The sequence below is a fragment of the Clostridium sp. K04 genome, from assembly GCF_019734375.1.
Classification (GTDB): Bacteria; Bacillota; Clostridia; order Clostridiales; family Clostridiaceae; genus Clostridium; species Clostridium saudiense.
This window is the reverse complement of record NZ_JAASHD010000016.1, coordinates 1-15,041: the sequence shown is the minus strand read 5'-3', so window position 1 is coordinate 15,041 and position 15,041 is coordinate 1. Positions and strand designations below refer to the sequence as shown.

The 15,041-nt window shown below is 26.9% G+C and carries 15 protein-coding genes; 5 read left to right on the top strand and 10 right to left on the bottom strand.

Annotation, left to right across the window (positions count from 1 at the left end):
* Positions 1-156 precede the first annotated feature (156 nt).
* The gene (locus HCG70_RS08255; protein ID WP_042401591.1) at positions 157-513 is read left to right on the top strand and encodes a tetratricopeptide repeat protein; all 357 of its coding nucleotides are present in this window, start codon (positions 157-159) and stop codon (positions 511-513) included.
* Positions 514-522: 9 nt separating this feature from the next.
* On the opposite strand, the gene HCG70_RS08250 is transcribed toward HCG70_RS08255, so the two are convergent.
* The 3 genes from HCG70_RS08250 to HCG70_RS08240 are packed head-to-tail and all read right to left on the bottom strand — an operon-like array spanning position 523 to position 3,486.
* Complete coding sequence (locus HCG70_RS08250; protein ID WP_042401594.1) at positions 523-1,578, bottom strand: transglutaminase family protein; 1,056 nt, start codon at positions 1,576-1,578, stop codon at positions 523-525.
* 14 nt (positions 1,579-1,592) lie between these two features.
* Complete coding sequence (gene recX, locus HCG70_RS08245) at positions 1,593-2,231, bottom strand: recombination regulator RecX (RefSeq protein WP_154820690.1); 639 nt, start codon at positions 2,229-2,231, stop codon at positions 1,593-1,595.
* 13 nt (positions 2,232-2,244) lie between these two features.
* Positions 2,245-3,486: a pitrilysin family protein gene (locus HCG70_RS08240; RefSeq protein WP_154820691.1), complete on the bottom strand. Its 1,242-nt coding sequence runs from the start codon at positions 3,484-3,486 to the stop codon at positions 2,245-2,247.
* Between the two features lie 335 nt (positions 3,487-3,821).
* Between HCG70_RS08240 and HCG70_RS08235 the strand changes: the two genes are divergently transcribed.
* Both HCG70_RS08235 and HCG70_RS08230 read left to right on the top strand, forming a co-directional pair.
* Positions 3,822-4,508 (top strand): response regulator transcription factor, encoded by a 687-nt coding sequence (locus tag HCG70_RS08235; RefSeq protein ID WP_042401603.1) that lies wholly within the window; start codon positions 3,822-3,824, stop codon positions 4,506-4,508.
* A complete protein-coding gene (locus tag HCG70_RS08230; protein WP_311776465.1) occupies positions 4,486-6,012 on the top strand; it encodes a HAMP domain-containing sensor histidine kinase in 1,527 nt (508 codons plus the stop codon). Before HCG70_RS08235 ends, HCG70_RS08230 begins: the two co-directional genes overlap by 23 nt.
* 145 nt (positions 6,013-6,157) lie before the next feature.
* On the opposite strand, the gene HCG70_RS08225 is transcribed toward HCG70_RS08230, so the two are convergent.
* The 3 genes from HCG70_RS08225 to HCG70_RS08215 all read right to left on the bottom strand — a co-directional run bounded on the left by HCG70_RS08225 (position 6,158) and on the right by HCG70_RS08215 (position 8,349).
* Positions 6,158-6,565 (bottom strand): hypothetical protein, encoded by a 408-nt coding sequence (locus HCG70_RS08225; RefSeq protein ID WP_042401609.1) that lies wholly within the window; start codon positions 6,563-6,565, stop codon positions 6,158-6,160.
* Positions 6,566-6,596: 31 nt separating this feature from the next.
* Positions 6,597-7,340 (bottom strand): elongation factor P 5-aminopentanone reductase, encoded by a 744-nt coding sequence (gene ymfI, locus HCG70_RS08220; protein ID WP_042401621.1) that lies wholly within the window; start codon positions 7,338-7,340, stop codon positions 6,597-6,599.
* A gap of 73 nt (positions 7,341-7,413) precedes the next feature.
* Positions 7,414-8,349, bottom strand: coding sequence for a metallophosphoesterase (locus tag HCG70_RS08215; protein WP_042401611.1), 936 nt, complete (start codon positions 8,347-8,349; stop codon positions 7,414-7,416).
* A gap of 171 nt (positions 8,350-8,520) precedes the next feature.
* On the opposite strand from HCG70_RS08215, the gene HCG70_RS08210 reads away from it, so the two are divergent.
* Positions 8,521-9,687 carry an amidase domain-containing protein gene (locus HCG70_RS08210; protein ID WP_078061390.1) on the top strand — a complete coding sequence of 389 codons (1,167 nt, stop codon included), beginning with the start codon at positions 8,521-8,523 and terminating at the stop codon, positions 9,685-9,687.
* Positions 9,688-9,838: 151 nt separating this feature from the next.
* Here the strand turns inward: HCG70_RS08210 and HCG70_RS08205 are convergent, their stop codons facing one another.
* Positions 9,839-11,938, bottom strand: a complete 2,100-nt coding sequence (locus tag HCG70_RS08205) for a sodium-translocating pyrophosphatase (RefSeq protein ID WP_042401615.1) — start codon at positions 11,936-11,938, stop codon at positions 9,839-9,841.
* 163 nt (positions 11,939-12,101) lie between these two features.
* Here HCG70_RS08205 and HCG70_RS08200 point away from each other — a divergent pair, with 163 nt between their 5' ends.
* Positions 12,102-12,257, top strand: coding sequence for a hypothetical protein (locus HCG70_RS08200; protein WP_172684731.1), 156 nt, complete (start codon positions 12,102-12,104; stop codon positions 12,255-12,257).
* A gap of 64 nt (positions 12,258-12,321) precedes the next feature.
* Here the strand turns inward: HCG70_RS08200 and HCG70_RS08195 are convergent, their stop codons facing one another.
* The 3 genes from HCG70_RS08195 to HCG70_RS08185 form a co-directional block, all read right to left on the bottom strand.
* Positions 12,322-12,468 carry a hypothetical protein gene (locus tag HCG70_RS08195; protein WP_172676171.1) on the bottom strand — a complete coding sequence of 49 codons (147 nt, stop codon included), beginning with the start codon at positions 12,466-12,468 and terminating at the stop codon, positions 12,322-12,324.
* A gap of 46 nt (positions 12,469-12,514) precedes the next feature.
* Positions 12,515-12,664: a hypothetical protein gene (locus tag HCG70_RS08190; RefSeq protein ID WP_172676170.1), complete on the bottom strand. Its 150-nt coding sequence runs from the start codon at positions 12,662-12,664 to the stop codon at positions 12,515-12,517.
* A 182-nt stretch (positions 12,665-12,846) separates the two neighbouring features.
* Positions 12,847-14,826 (bottom strand): YgiQ family radical SAM protein, encoded by a 1,980-nt coding sequence (locus HCG70_RS08185; protein ID WP_221697683.1) that lies wholly within the window; start codon positions 14,824-14,826, stop codon positions 12,847-12,849.
* Between the last annotated feature and the right edge of the window lie 215 nt (positions 14,827-15,041).

Genomic DNA, 15,041 nt, shown 5'->3' with positions numbered 1-15,041 from the left:
TATCAAATAACTATTTTTACCAAATTTTGTTTATTATTCAATGTTTGTTCTATATTATTTAATAATATATTATCTTCTAAAATATATATTTAATGAATAATATTATGTGGTAAAGACAATAATTAGAATATCTGAGTAAATACTTAGGAGGTTAATATGAGTTACTTTAATGAAGGAAATAAATATTATAATAATAAAGATTACTCTAAAGCAATCGAAAATTACATAGAATCTATTGAAGTTGGTGAAAATGAAAGTTGCGCTTATTATAACGCAGGTGTATGTTATATTAAACTTAAGGATTTTAATAGCGCAATTGAAATGCTTAAGAAAGCTTTAAGTATACAAAAAGAAAGTAAATATTATTTTAATTTAGCTTATTGCTATGCAATGCTCGAAAATGTAAATAAAGCATTAATTTATTTTAATAGAGCTTGGGCTTTAGATGCTTCAGATAAAGACTGCGAAAAAGCTATAAACCTATTAATTTCTAAAAATAAAAAAGCGCTTTAATAAGCGCTTTTACCATTCTCCTGCAATACTATCAGTTATATGATCTTCATAAAAATCATAATTATTAAAATAATCTCCTGCTAAATAAAAAGTAGTATCTACCGGTATCCAACTTTCTATATCACTAATATAAACTTCATTCCATGCATGTGGTCCATATTGCTTCCCATCATATGCTGTTCCCGTTAATAATCTAACCTTTAAATCTACTGCTCTAGCCATTGCAACATAAAGACAAGAGTAGTCAAAACAAATACCACTTCTATTTTCAAATGCTGAAATAGCTCCGCTATTTTCAACTTTTTCATTATTTAATGCTTTTTCTGCTCTATCATAATCATACTCTATATTACTTCCAATCCAAGAATACAAAATTCTAGCTTTATCAATATCACTTGTTACACCTTTTGTTAATTCTTTTGCCATCTCATCAATTTCATTTGTAGATTTAATTCCTTCTTCTAATGTAACACCATTATAATAAATAATTATATTGCTTGTTGGTAGAAAGTTTTCTACAATTTCATCTGTAAGATCACTATTATTTTGGGCTATTTCAGAAGATAACTTCTCATAAACTTTATTATTACTAAATAAATCAATTCTATTATAAATTCCTATAGTATTATTATACATAATTAATGCTACAAAAAATATAAGTATTGACATTATTCCTTTTACTATTCCAAATATTGATGATAATATAACAATCAAAATACTATTTGCCTTATTTAATCCCTTAAACATTGGTATAATAATTTTCTTAGATATCACATAAAATGATACTTGAAGTAAAAAGAATAATCCTACTAATAATGCTATTTTACAAACATCACCATAAATACCATCTAATTTAAGATATGAAATTGATATTTTAGTAATACCTTTAATAATAACATCAATCTTTAAAGCAATTATTAAAATCGTAATAAATATAGAAATATAATAAAGGACCCTCTCTAGCGCAAAAGTTACATTTCTTCCATTCAATGACCTTTTCACACTTTCTGTAACTCCTAAAATTATAATAAAAAAACATATAGCATAAGAGAGTATTTCATTCATTAAGATTGCTCCTTTTATTCGAAATCTTCTGATTTAACTATAGATTTCACAACATCTTTAATTAAATCATAATCATACCCCTTCCCCATTAAAAATCTATATAATTTTTGCGTTAGTTTATAATTATCATTTTCTCTTTTACTAAATACTTTGTATTTTTTTAAAGCCATTTCATAAACAATAGCTTTAACCTCATCATTATTTATTTTTTCTAATTCACTTTCAATAATCTCTTCATCAATTCCTTTTTGAAGTAAAGAGTACTTAATTTTCTTTTTACCTATGTTTCTCGATTTATCTTTAACATACATAGTTGCATAATTATTATCATTTAATAAATTATATTCTTTCATAAAATTTATTGTACGATTAATTATATGGTCATCATAACCTTTTAATGCTAATTTTTGTACTAATTCCTTTTCACTCTTATAAGTTCGTTCAATTGTTTTAAGCGCTGTATTTTTACATTTTATATAGTTATCTTCATCCGCTAACTTTTTTAAAGAATCAACATCAATTTTATCTTTAACCTTTATATTTTCTTTATATATCAATTCAGCACTAATTGAAAAAGCATACTCTTCATCAATATATATGTTTACTCGTTCCTTATTTCTTTTTCCTACTTCAATTTTTGTTATTATATTCATAATTATTACCACCTTATGATGATTTTAGTATATGAATTGTAGGATTATTTAAAACTTTATTTGCAACTTCATATATCTCATCTGCTGTAATACTATTTAGACTTTCCATATCTTCTAAAAATTCAAATATATCTTCACCTTCTAAGCTTTGACTCAAAATATAACTACATAATTCAACTGAATCCTCTAATGTTGAAATCACAGCTGTCTTATGAACCTTTTTCATTATATTTAAATCATTATTACCAATTACAATTTTTTTAGACTTAATATCCTTAAATATTTCTTCTATAGCTTTTGAAGCATCATTTATATCCTCTTCATCAACTGCAGTATAAACATATAATGTTTTTACATTTTTAGTAATGTCTAAATGTGAATATATATCATATGCTAAACCTCTGTTTTCTCTTACTTCCCTAAATAGTAAAGAGTTGGCACTTTCACCTAATCTGTGATTTAAAATTCGTAATGGAAGTTCACTTTTTTTATCTAAATCATAAAAAGTAAATAAATAAATTATTGTACTTAATTCAATATTTTCTTTAGTTGTTACTACCTTAATATCCTTATTCTTTTCATCTTTAACATCTAAACTTTTCACCTCTTTAGGTTGCCACTTTCCAAAATATTTTTCTATTTCCTTTATTGCATCATCATGCTCTCGTGATGATACCATTGTTATTAATGAATTGTTTGGCACATAATACTTTTTATAATAACTATAAAGCTGATCCCTAGTAAAGTTTTTTACATTTTCATCTAACCCAGCAACATCATACTTTAAAGCGCTATGTTCAAATGCAACTTCATTAATCCTTTTAAAACTAAAATCTTCAACACTATCTTTACTTGATCTTATTTCTGCTAAAATTACTCCTCTTTCTTTATCTACCTCTTCTTCTGGAAGTTTTGAATTAATAAGCATATCACTTAATAATTCAATACCATTTATAAACTCTTCCTCTAAACAACTAATTGAATATACTGTTTGAGAATAATCCGTATAAGCATTATATTCTCCACCTAAAGACTCTAATTCATCATTTAACCTTTGAAATGTTCTATTCTCAGTTCCTTTAAAAATCATATGTTCTATAAAATGTGAAATCCCTTTTTCCTCAAGAGTTTCATTTAAGGCACCAACTTTAATTCCTATGTTAATTGATGAGATTTGGGTATTCTTTTTTATAGTAATGACTTCTAATCCATTTTTAAGAATATGCTTTTTTACATCAAAATTTAATTTAATCATCTTCTACCTTCCCCCATCTAAAATACTTTTTTCCTAGAATTATAATATAATATGTTTGCTACTTAATATCAACAATTAAGTGAAATTCAATATTTTATATTTTGCTAATTCAACTTAAATTTTACTAATTTAAGTCTAAGATTTAGATTAGTAAAATTTATACAAAATACACTATTCTATTTAAATAATTTAAGTCTTTTTTTAATAGTTTATCTGTTCTAATTCTCTTAATATATACTTATTTAATTTATTTTTATATAAATTAACTTATTAGTTTATAATTGTACAATTATGTTTTATAATTTAGTTAATAAATATTTTTTAAAGGAGGCATTATGAGTAAAACTATACTAATAATAGAAGATGAATTAAAAATAAGATTTTTATTAAGGGATTACTTGAAGGCAGAAGGATTTAATGTATTAGAAGCTTCTGATGGTGATGAAGGAATATTTATATTTAAAAATAACAAAGTCGATTTAATCCTATTAGATATAATGATGCCTAAGATTGATGGTATTACAGTTTTAGAAACAATTAGAACAGTTTCTAATCTTCCAATTATATTATTAACTGCAAAAGGTCAGGAGGAAGATAAACTTTTTGGTTATGAAATGGGTGCTGATGATTATGTTACTAAACCATTTTCCCCTAAAATCTTAATAGCTAAAATCAAAGCTTTATTAAAAAGAACAACTAATAATGATGATGATTTCAACCCAACTCAAAATTATAATGGATTAACTATTAATAAGTTAGCACATGAAGTTAAAATAAATGGCGTTGCTCTTACATTATCACCAAAAGAATTTGAACTTTTGCTTTATTTATCTGATAATTTAGGAATTGCATTAAGCAGGGACACTATACTAGACAATGTTTGGGGAATCGATTATTATGGTGATTTAAGGACTGTTGACACAAATATAAAAAGATTACGTGAAAAATTGGGTTCAAAAGCTAACTATATTGTTACAGTAAGAGGAAGTGGGTATAAATTTGAAGTTCCAAATGAAGAATAGTATTTCTAAAAGAATTACATTAATAACCTTTGGTTTAATATCAATTGTATTTTGTTTAACTTTTTTATTTCAAAATATATTTTTTGAAGACTTTTATCTTTCTAAAAAAACAGAATCATTAATTTTAGATGCTAAAAGAATAAAATCATTATATTCTTATCAAAATTTTGATGCTACAACCCTAAGTTCTGCATTAAAAAATTATGAAGAAAAAAATAATTCAAGAATTGCAATTATATCATTAAATGACGGTTCATTAAAATATTTATCATATTTTGATAATAAAAACTTCGATGATATGAAATCTTTAACTAATTTTTATTCAGATCTATTATCAAATCATGATTTAATTGAAGATGTTTTAATCAATGATAAAGTGCAAAGTGTAATTTTTACGAATCAAGGTAGTGACTACAAAAAAATAGGAATTGTTGCGCCAATTTCAATTCAAAGTGAAAATGATTCACTACTTATTTCAGTATCTTCTATACAACCAATCAAAGAAGCTTCAAGTGTTATACGTAGTTTCTATTTTTATTTATTAATTGGATTTTTAATATTAGCTATATTTTTGTCTAGAATTTATTCTAAATTAATTAGTAAACCACTTATTGATTTAAATAAAGCAGCAAAAAAAATGTCTAATTTAGATTTTGACACAAAGTGTGTAGTTACATCTGATGATGAAATTGGTAATCTTGCAAATACACTAAACTTTTTATCATCTAACTTAGAAAATGCTCTTCAAACGCTCCAAGAAAAAAATGCTCAATTAGAAAAAGATATTGAAAAAGAGCGTAATCTTGAAAATATGAGAAAAGATTTCGTATCAAGTGTAAGCCATGATTTAAGAACTCCACTAGGAATTATATGTGGATATGCTGAAGGCTTAAGAGATGGTATAGCTTCTGGAAAAGATGCCGTTGCATATTTAGATACTATTATAGACGAAGCAAATAAAATGAATTTATTAATAACCAATATGCTTGATTTATCTAAATTAGAATCTGAAACAATAGCCTTACATTTAGAGTCATTTAATATAGTTAGATTACTACAAGGAATGGTAAAAAAATTCTCATTAGACTTTCAGAATAAAGGATTAAACATAAAATTTAATTTACCTTCATATGCCTATGTTGAAGGTGATATAATGACATTAGAACGTGTTGTGCAAAATCTTTTATCAAATACTATTAAATATACACCTAGAAATAATGATATTATCATTACCGTTAAGGAAGATGATTTTGATTATTTAATTTCAATAGAAAATAAAGGGATTACTATACCTGATAATGAATTAGAGAATATATTTGCAAAATTCTACAGATTAGATAAATCTGGTGATAGATCTAAAAATAGCTATGGTCTAGGATTAGCAACAGTAGAAAGAATTTTATCCCTTCATAAAAGTAAATATTCTATAAGTAATACTAAAGATGGTGTTATTTTTAAATTCACATTAAAAAAGCAAGATTTAGCCATTGACGAATTCGAATAATTTTTTTATACAGATTAATTATTACTAACTTAAATATAACTAAATATTATTTAAAATTAAAAGTGACAAGTTGCAAGCTCAAAAATAAAATTCCTTTACACTGAATTTATTTTCTAACTTGTAACTTATCACTTATCCCTTAATACTAAACATACACTCTTTCAATTTTTTTGAAGATAATTTCCTTCTTTATTTCTAAAGTATCTTTATTTATTTCAATTTTAAAAATATTAGGACATCCTTCTTCTCTCCATTTTTTCATATACTTTGCATTAGCTTCTAAAATATAAAAATACTTTTCATCAAAGTCATCTGAAAATTCTAAAAATGATAACTTACTATATCTATCAAGTTTTATATTTTCTTTATCTATATTATTCATTATTGGAACAAAATATTTTAATGGTATTTCATATTTATATGTACCTGAAATTTCTTTTCCTTCAATTAATGCTCTTTTTAAAAATCTTTCTTCCTTATCATTTAACTTTTTAAATCCAAGCTTAAAGATTGGTTCATTTAATCTATTTTTCTCTATTTTAACTTTGATCATTGACATCACCAACTTCACTTTCCTTAGTTTATTATAAAAATCCGCCGTCAATCCTTATTATTTGTCCAGTTAAATATGAGGTATTATTTTGGCATAAAAATAATACAGTATTAGCAACTTCATCAACAGTACCAAATCTACCAATTGGAATATCATTTATTAATTCTTCTTTTTCATCAGCTTCTAAAAAACTATTCATTTCAGTATCAATAACTCCAGGCGCTATTGCATTTACTCTTATTCCAAAAGAAGCGACCTCTTTTGCCAAAGCTTTAGTAAATAAATTTAATCCACCTTTTGTAGTTGAATATACAACTTCACAAGAAGCTCCACTCTCTCCCCATATTGAAGAGATATTAATTATATTACCACTACCTTTAGAAGTCATAAATGGTAATATAGCCTGAGTTAAATACATTGGAGCTAATAAATTAACATTCATTAATTGCTCTATAGTTTCTTTTTTAAAATCCATAAATAATCCAATTTCTGATTTAGCTGCATTATTTATTAATATATCTATTTTCCCAAAGCTCTCTATAACTTCATTTATCAAATTAATACAATTATTATAATCTGAAATATCTCTTTTTATAATTTTTGCATATCCACCATTATCTATTATTTCTTTTAATGTATTATTAGCTCCTAAATCATCTTTTGAATAATTTATAATAACACTTGCGCCATTTAAAGCTAACTTTTTTGCAATAGCACTCCCTATTCCTCTTGATGCTCCAGTAACAAGTGCTACTTTTCCCGTTAAACTGCTCATTATAGTCTCCTCTCTAGTTTTAATTATATTATAATTTAATTCTTTCTTTATATCAAAAATTATTATAATAAATCTAACTTTTTCTTTTTCTAATTCTTTCTTCCTTTGCATAATTTAAATATTCTGCTATCTTAGTTGGACCTGCAATGTTTTTTCTTGTAACCCAAAGAGAACCAGCATCCTGAGCATCGATAATCCATTTAACTAATTTAATTTCTCCTTTTTCTATCTCAATCGTCGTTATTGCATATGGATAAACACAACATCCATCATTGAAATATGGTGGTTCATAAAGCCCAGGAAATCTTGTATTATGAGTATGTCCACATAAAAGCATAGTGCAGTTATCCCTTGCCCAATCTTGAAGTTTTATATCTATTCTGCTTCTTTGAGTTTTACTTTTTGCTGATCTTGTAGGATCTTTAAATCCAGCTATTCCATTTAAAAATTTCCATATATATCGTACTAAAAATTCATTTATTCTCCAAGCTTCATTATTCCAAAAATCAAGTTGATGCCCATGCACAACTAAAAATTTTTCTCCTAATGGCTTATACATTAAATTCATTCCTGGATAAAATGTTACGTTTTTAATAAATTTAATAAATTCCTCACCATAATCTGCTCCAATTTTTTTTAGTGCGTTTTCTTCCTTATATTTAAAATTTCTACATCTTTTAATAATATCATGATTTCCTACTATGCAGTAAATATTATTCTTTTTATTGAATTTATTTAATATTTTAAAGATATCATCATAGAAAAAAGAAATCTCATTAAAATTTTTATTTTTCCATAATTCATCTCCATCTCCAACTTCTATATAAATATAATCATTTTTTAAATAATATTTCAATGCTGTTATATATATATTTCTATTTGGCAAAAAAGAATCCGAATATGTCCCATCACCTCTATGAACATCCGAAATAAATACTATTTTACTATCATCATCGAAATCTAATGTAAATCCATTCTCATATATATTTTCTAATTCCTTTACTGACATACTATCCTCATTTTAATTGTTTCTAATATATTATGAATTATAAATATTAATTGATAACCTATTAATAATTTATATATAAAAATTGTATTAATAGCACAAACTATATCTAATGTAATTTATACATTTACTAAAGAATAAAAGAAACTTAATTCATAAGGAGTAATGATTATTATGAAACTATATCTTTACAACAAAACATATTTTTATAAGATACTTTCATTTATATTAATTATATGTAATCTAGGCTCTGTAACTGCTTCAGCTTATGTATCATTAGACAAATGTGATTTATCTAAAAACAATTCAAGTATAACTCAAAATACGGATGATAAAAATCATGAATTAATAGAAAAATTTCAACCTGTTATTGAAAATATATTTTTAAATAGAAATTCTGCAATTCTAACTGGAGATAGTGAAGGACTAAAATTATTTTATGACTTAGATAAAAGAGTTGGAAAATGGACTTATGAAAAAGAAGTTACTAAAACTCAATACTTTACTAATTGGTGTGAAAAACAATGCGTTTCCTTCACAAGGATAAATTCCATAATAAAAGTATGTAACGTAAAAGAACTAGAAAAGGATGTTTACAATGTTGTATGCTACGCATGTACAACTTTTTGTTACAGCTATAAAGATCAACCTACTGTAGAAAATTTATTTAAACTTGGTACATGTCATTATATTAACTTAAAAGATAATGGTGACAGATATATTATAATTAAAGAATGGTATACTGATCCACTAGCTGATTCTTTAGATTTAGAAAATCTTAATTGTGATGATATTAAAGCAGCTATTTTAAATCATACAAAACCTGATTATACACCAGATGAAAGAACTCAAAAAGCAATAGATTATGCTCATGAATACTGTGGAATTAGTGATAACGAAGAACATTTATTTAAATATAATAAAGATTACAAAAATTTTAATCCTGATGGTGGTGACTGTGCAAACTTTGCTTCTCAAATTATGTACGAAGGCGGTGGCTTTAAGAAAAATAGTACTTGGTCTTATTGTAATAAATCTGCTACAAAAGCCTGGGTCAATGCACAAGCTTTTAAAAACTATCTAATAAATAGTGGTCGTGGTTCTTATATTGCCAAAGGTAACTATTGTGAAACTTACAAAGCAGCTTTTAATTTACGTCCTGGTGACATTGTCGCCTATGAGAAAAAAGGAAGAATAACTCATGTTTCTACAGTAACAGGATTAGACTCAAAAGGTTATCCTTTAGTAACATGTCATAATACTGATAGAATGCTTGTACCATATGATTTAGGTTGGAGTAATAGTAATATTAAGTTCCACTTAATTGATGTACACTATTAGCTATCTTTATATAGTTAAGAGTTAATAGTTTTGAGTTAATAGTTGAGGTTGAAACTCCTTAAAGGAGTTTCTTAATTATATGTTTTTTAAATTCATCTAAGCTGAATTTATCCCTTAACTATTAACTCTTAACTCTTAATTATTAACTACTTTAAAATATGTGGAATGATAATACAACCATGCCAAATACAATTGATACTATTGACATTAACTTAATTAATATATTTAAAGCTGGACCTGAAGTGTCTTTAAATGGATCTCCTACTGTATCACCAACAACAGCTCCTTTATGACATTCTGAACCTTTACCACCATAATTTCCTGCTTCAATATGTTTCTTTGCATTATCCCATGCTCCACCAGAATTAGACATCATTACAGCTAATACAAATCCACATATAGTTGCTCCTGCTAATAATCCAGCAACACCATTAGGCCCTAAAATGAAACCTACTATTAATGGAGTTGCTATTGCTATTACTGCAATAACTATTAGTTCCTTTTGAGATGATTTTGTACAAATATCTACACATGATGCATAATCAGGTTCTGCTTTACCATCCATTAAACCTTTAATTTCCTTAAATTGTCTTCTTACTTCAACAACAATTTTACTAGCTGCTCTTCCCACAGCACTCATAGTACAAGAAGAAAATGCAAATGTAACCATTGCTCCAATAAATGCACCTATTAAAACTTGTGGATTTAAAACTGATAAATCAAATTCGAATGCTATATTATTATTTGTAGCTAAAACTTCTATAGAATTTTTATAAGATGCTATAAAAGCTAAAGCAGTTAATGCAGCTGATCCAATAGCAAAGCCTTTTCCCGTTGCTGCTGTAGTATTTCCTAATGAATCCAAAGCATCTGTCCTATCTCTTACTTCTGAAGGTAATCCAGCCATTTCAGCAATTCCTCCAGCATTATCTGCAACTGGACCATAAGCATCTGTAGCTAATGTTATACCAAGTGTAGATAACATACCAACTGCTGATATAGCTATTCCAAATAACCCCATATTAAAATTATTAAATCCACCTGAAGAAACAAAACTTATTAAAATTGAACAAGCAATTATTATTACAGGTGCAGCTGTAGATTTCATTCCCACTGATAAACCAGTAATAATAACTGTAGCAGCACCAGTTTCTGAAGATTTTGCAATACTCTTTGTTGGATTATAATTATCACTAGTATAATATTCTGTAAAAAATCCTATTAATAATCCTGCAACTAATCCACAAAGAATTGAAATATAAATACCTATATGTCCTTTTCCTAATACATTAGATACAACAAAGTAAGATGCAATTGCAATAACTATTGCTGAAAAATAGGTACCTCTCCTTAATGCGCTTAATAATGCTTTTTGAGAAACATCCTCTTTAGATTTTACAAAAAAACTTCCAAGTATAGATGCCATTACTCCAATAGAAGCTATTACTATTGGTATTACAGCTCCATTTACTGACAATCCTGCTGCAACTGCTAAAGCACAAGATGATAATATAGAACCAACATATGATTCATAAAGATCAGCTCCCATCCCAGCAACATCACCAACATTATCACCAACATTATCAGCTATAACAGCTGGATTTCTTGGATCGTCCTCTGGTATTCCTATTTCAACTTTACCAACAAGATCAGCTCCTACATCTGCTGCTTTAGTAAATATACCTCCACCTACTCTTGCAAACAAAGCCATAGATGAAGCTCCCATACTAAATGTTAACATTGTTGTTGTTATCATTGTAATTCTTTCATTTAAAGGCATTGCGCTATAATAACAATTTAATATACCAAACCAAATACTAAAATCAGCTAATGCTAAACCAACTACAACAAGTCCCATTACCGAACCACTTGAAAATGCAACTCTTAATCCGCTATTTAAGCTCTTAGTACAAGCATTTGCTGTTCTACTATTTGCACTAGTAGCAATTTTCATGCCTAAATATCCACTTAGACCTGAGAATATACCACCTGTTAGGAATGCAAATGGCATAAAGATACTAACAAAATTGAACCTTGATAAAATAAATAAAATGATAAACATGATTACGAAAAATATAGCAACACCTTTATATTGTCGTTTTAAAAAAGCATTTGCCCCTTTTCTGATACTACTTGCAATATACTTCATCCTATCAGTTCCCTCATCCACCTTAAAGATTGTATAAGTATAATATGCAGCAAAGAGTAATGCTAATGTCGCTCCTACAGGTGCAAAAACTATTAATTTCATAATCCTCTCCCCCTTAATAATATTAATATTATTCATCTACATTTCTATATATAGTTTTTACTTTTCATAATAGAACTTTTAACAATTAATATTTTGAAAAATTTTAGGCATATATAATTTTAAAATTTAATATAATCTAACATAATGAAAGGAGCGATAAAAAATGAGTAAACAAAAACGTGGAAAATATATTAAAACATTACCAAACTGGCGTGGTACATGTCCAATTTGCGGAAGAAAAAGAGTAAAATTAGTATGGACAAAGAAAGATGAAAATGGAAAAACTATAAATGTATGCAAGCACTGTTCTCTAACATAGATATTATATATTTAAAGAGGTTGTATTAAATTCTACAACCTCTTTTTAAATATATTTATTATATTTAAAAGCCTTTTTTCTTTGCTTCTATACCACTTTCATTAAGAGCAGGTTCTTCAATTGTTGTAACATATTTATTTTTAGGATTATTATTTTGTGTTTTATTCCCATTTTTTAGATAATTTTCTTTAGTATATTCTCTCTTATTCATTTTAACTCCTTACTTTTTCAATAAAATTTTATACTTTTTATATAAATTAGAATTTTGGATCTATCTCTTCTCTTTGAATATGTTTTAAATCCTTTAATCTTAAATGTGTTGTTTCCATTATTTTATTCCAAGGTTCACCATCAATGATCATTTTTTTTGCTACATCTCTACTTAATAGTGTATCTAATTTTTTCATTTTAAAAACCTCCTTATCTTTTGATACTATTATTTTATGGCTTTTTAAAAAACTTATTCGAGTTATAAATTTCATATTATTAACGCTTTAATGAATTTTAGAATAATTATCCAAATTTAATATTTTTAATTAAAAAGAAAACAGCATAGCAAATAATATTTACTACACTGTTTTCTTTTTAGCTATCTACGACCTTTTTTATTTTTAGAATTTCTATTATCTCTTCCTTGACGTGAAGAACTATCTTTTCCTCTTCTTGAAGAATTCTTATCATTTGGTCTACCATTCCTACTTGAAGATGATTTATGTTTTCCTTTACTTTTTGATTTTGGTCTAACTAATCCATGAGCTTCCTTATATCTTTGCTCTTTAGATTTAATTAAACATTTTGGACCATTTCCAATTAAATCCTCTCTTCCAGCCTTCATTAGAGCATCATATACTAAGTTATAATTCTTAGGATTGCTAAATTGTAATAATGCTCTTTGCATAGCTTTTTCTTCTTTTGTCTTTGGAACATAAACTGGCTTTAATGTTATTGGATCTAATCCTGTATAAAAAATTGCAGTTGATAGAGTTCCTGGTGTTGGATAGAAATCCTGTACTTGTTCTGGTTGATACTTAATATCTCTTAAATATTCAGCAAGTTCAATAGCTTCCTTTAATGTACTTCCTGGATGACTTGACATTAAGTATGGAATAATATATTGTTTCTTTCCAGCCTTTTCTGTTAATTTAAAGAATTTTTGTCTAAACTGTTCATAAGTTTTTCCAGCAGGTTTACCCATATATTTTAACACTTGTTCAGATACATGCTCAGGTGCAACTTTTAACTGTCCGCTTACATGATGTTCAACTAATTCTTTAAAGAATGTATCGTCTTTATCAGCCATCACGTAATCATATCTAATACCTGAACGTACAAATACTTTTTTTATCTTAGGTAAACTTCTTACGCTTCTAAGTACATCAACAAATTCTTTATGATCCACTTCCATATTTTTACATACACCTGGACTTAAACATTGCTTAGCCTTACATGCACCTATTGTTAATTGATGATTACAGGCCGGCTTTCTAAAGTTTGCAGTAGGTCCTCCCACATCATGAATATATCCCTTAAAGTCTTTCATTTCAGTCATTTCTTTAGCTTCTTTAACTATAGATTCTTTACTTCTACTTTGAACTGCTCTCCCTTGGTGGAAAGTAATCGCACAAAATGAACAATTTCCAAAGCATCCTCTAGAACCTACTATACTAAATTTAACTTCTTCTAATGCTGGAATTCCTCCCATTGGCTCATAAATAGGATGATATTCTTTTGTAAATGGTAAATCATATACAGCATCTAATTCTTCTCTATTTAAAATAACCTCTGGTTTATTTACTACAAGATATTTATCACCTTGATCTTGTACTATAGTTCTTCCTCTTATAGGATCTTGCTCTTGATATGTAATTTTAAAAGCTTCACAATATTTAAGTTTATTAGTTGAAACTTCCTTATATGATGGAATTACAATATGTTCTTCGTAAACTTCTTCTAGACTATCAACTAAATAACATGTTCCTGGTACATGTCTAATATATTTAGCTTCAAAACCTTCATTTAAGTAATGAGCAACTTCAACTATTTGCTTTTCACTCATACCATATATTAATAAGTCTGCGCCACTATCAGTTAAAATCGATTTTCTAACTTTATCAGCCCAGTAATCATAATGAGCAAATCTTCTTAAACTAGCTTCAACTCCACCAATACAAATATTTATATGTTTATACGCCTCTCTTATTTTATTACAATATACTATAGTCGCTCTATCAGGTCTCAATCCCATCTTTCCGCCTGGAGAATATAAATCTTTTTCTCTTACTCTTTTACTAACAGTATAATGGTTAACCATTGAGTCCATATTACCTGCATTAACTAAGAATGCTAATCTAGGTCGACCAAGCTTCATAAAATCTTCTGTACTATGCCAATCAGGTTGAGCAATTATACCAACCTTATAACCAGCATGTTCTAATACTCTTGAAATTACAGCTGTGCCAAAACTATGGTGATCCACATAAGCATCACCAGTTACGATAATAAAATCACATTGTTCCCAGCCTCTTTCATTCATATCCTCTCTACTAATAGGTAAAAATTTATTATTCATTTAATCACATCTTTCATTTTAATAAATATATATTTAATATTTAATATTTTTAATTTATCCATCTATTAATATAGCATCCTTTTGTATTATTGTTAATACTTCATAATAAATTACCATAATATTTATTAAAAGAAAAGAGGCTGTCGCACTAAATAATTAGTGCGAGGCCCCTTTTGCAAAAAAAAAAATAAATCCCAGACTCTATAAGCCTAGGA

Coding starts and splice junctions, on each gene's coding strand:
- HCG70_RS08255 (WP_042401591.1), top strand. CDS start 157: ATGAGTTACTTTAATGAAGGAAATAAATATTATAATAATAAAGATTAC.
- HCG70_RS08250 (WP_042401594.1), bottom strand. CDS start 1,578: ATGAATGAAATACTCTCTTATGCTATATGTTTTTTTATTATAATTTTA.
- recX (WP_154820690.1), bottom strand. CDS start 2,231: ATGAATATAATAACAAAAATTGAAGTAGGAAAAAGAAATAAGGAACGA.
- HCG70_RS08240 (WP_154820691.1), bottom strand. CDS start 3,486: ATGATTAAATTAAATTTTGATGTAAAAAAGCATATTCTTAAAAATGGA.
- HCG70_RS08235 (WP_042401603.1), top strand. CDS start 3,822: ATGAGTAAAACTATACTAATAATAGAAGATGAATTAAAAATAAGATTT.
- HCG70_RS08225 (WP_042401609.1), bottom strand. CDS start 6,565: ATGATCAAAGTTAAAATAGAGAAAAATAGATTAAATGAACCAATCTTT.
- ymfI (WP_042401621.1), bottom strand. CDS start 7,340: ATGAGCAGTTTAACGGGAAAAGTAGCACTTGTTACTGGAGCATCAAGA.
- HCG70_RS08215 (WP_042401611.1), bottom strand. CDS start 8,349: ATGTCAGTAAAGGAATTAGAAAATATATATGAGAATGGATTTACATTA.
- HCG70_RS08210 (WP_078061390.1), top strand. CDS start 8,521: ATGAAACTATATCTTTACAACAAAACATATTTTTATAAGATACTTTCA.
- HCG70_RS08205 (WP_042401615.1), bottom strand. CDS start 11,938: ATGAAATTAATAGTTTTTGCACCTGTAGGAGCGACATTAGCATTACTC.
- HCG70_RS08200 (WP_172684731.1), top strand. CDS start 12,102: ATGAGTAAACAAAAACGTGGAAAATATATTAAAACATTACCAAACTGG.
- HCG70_RS08195 (WP_172676171.1), bottom strand. CDS start 12,468: ATGAATAAGAGAGAATATACTAAAGAAAATTATCTAAAAAATGGGAAT.
- HCG70_RS08190 (WP_172676170.1), bottom strand. CDS start 12,664: ATGAAAAAATTAGATACACTATTAAGTAGAGATGTAGCAAAAAAAATG.
- HCG70_RS08185 (WP_221697683.1), bottom strand. CDS start 14,826: ATGAATAATAAATTTTTACCTATTAGTAGAGAGGATATGAATGAAAGA.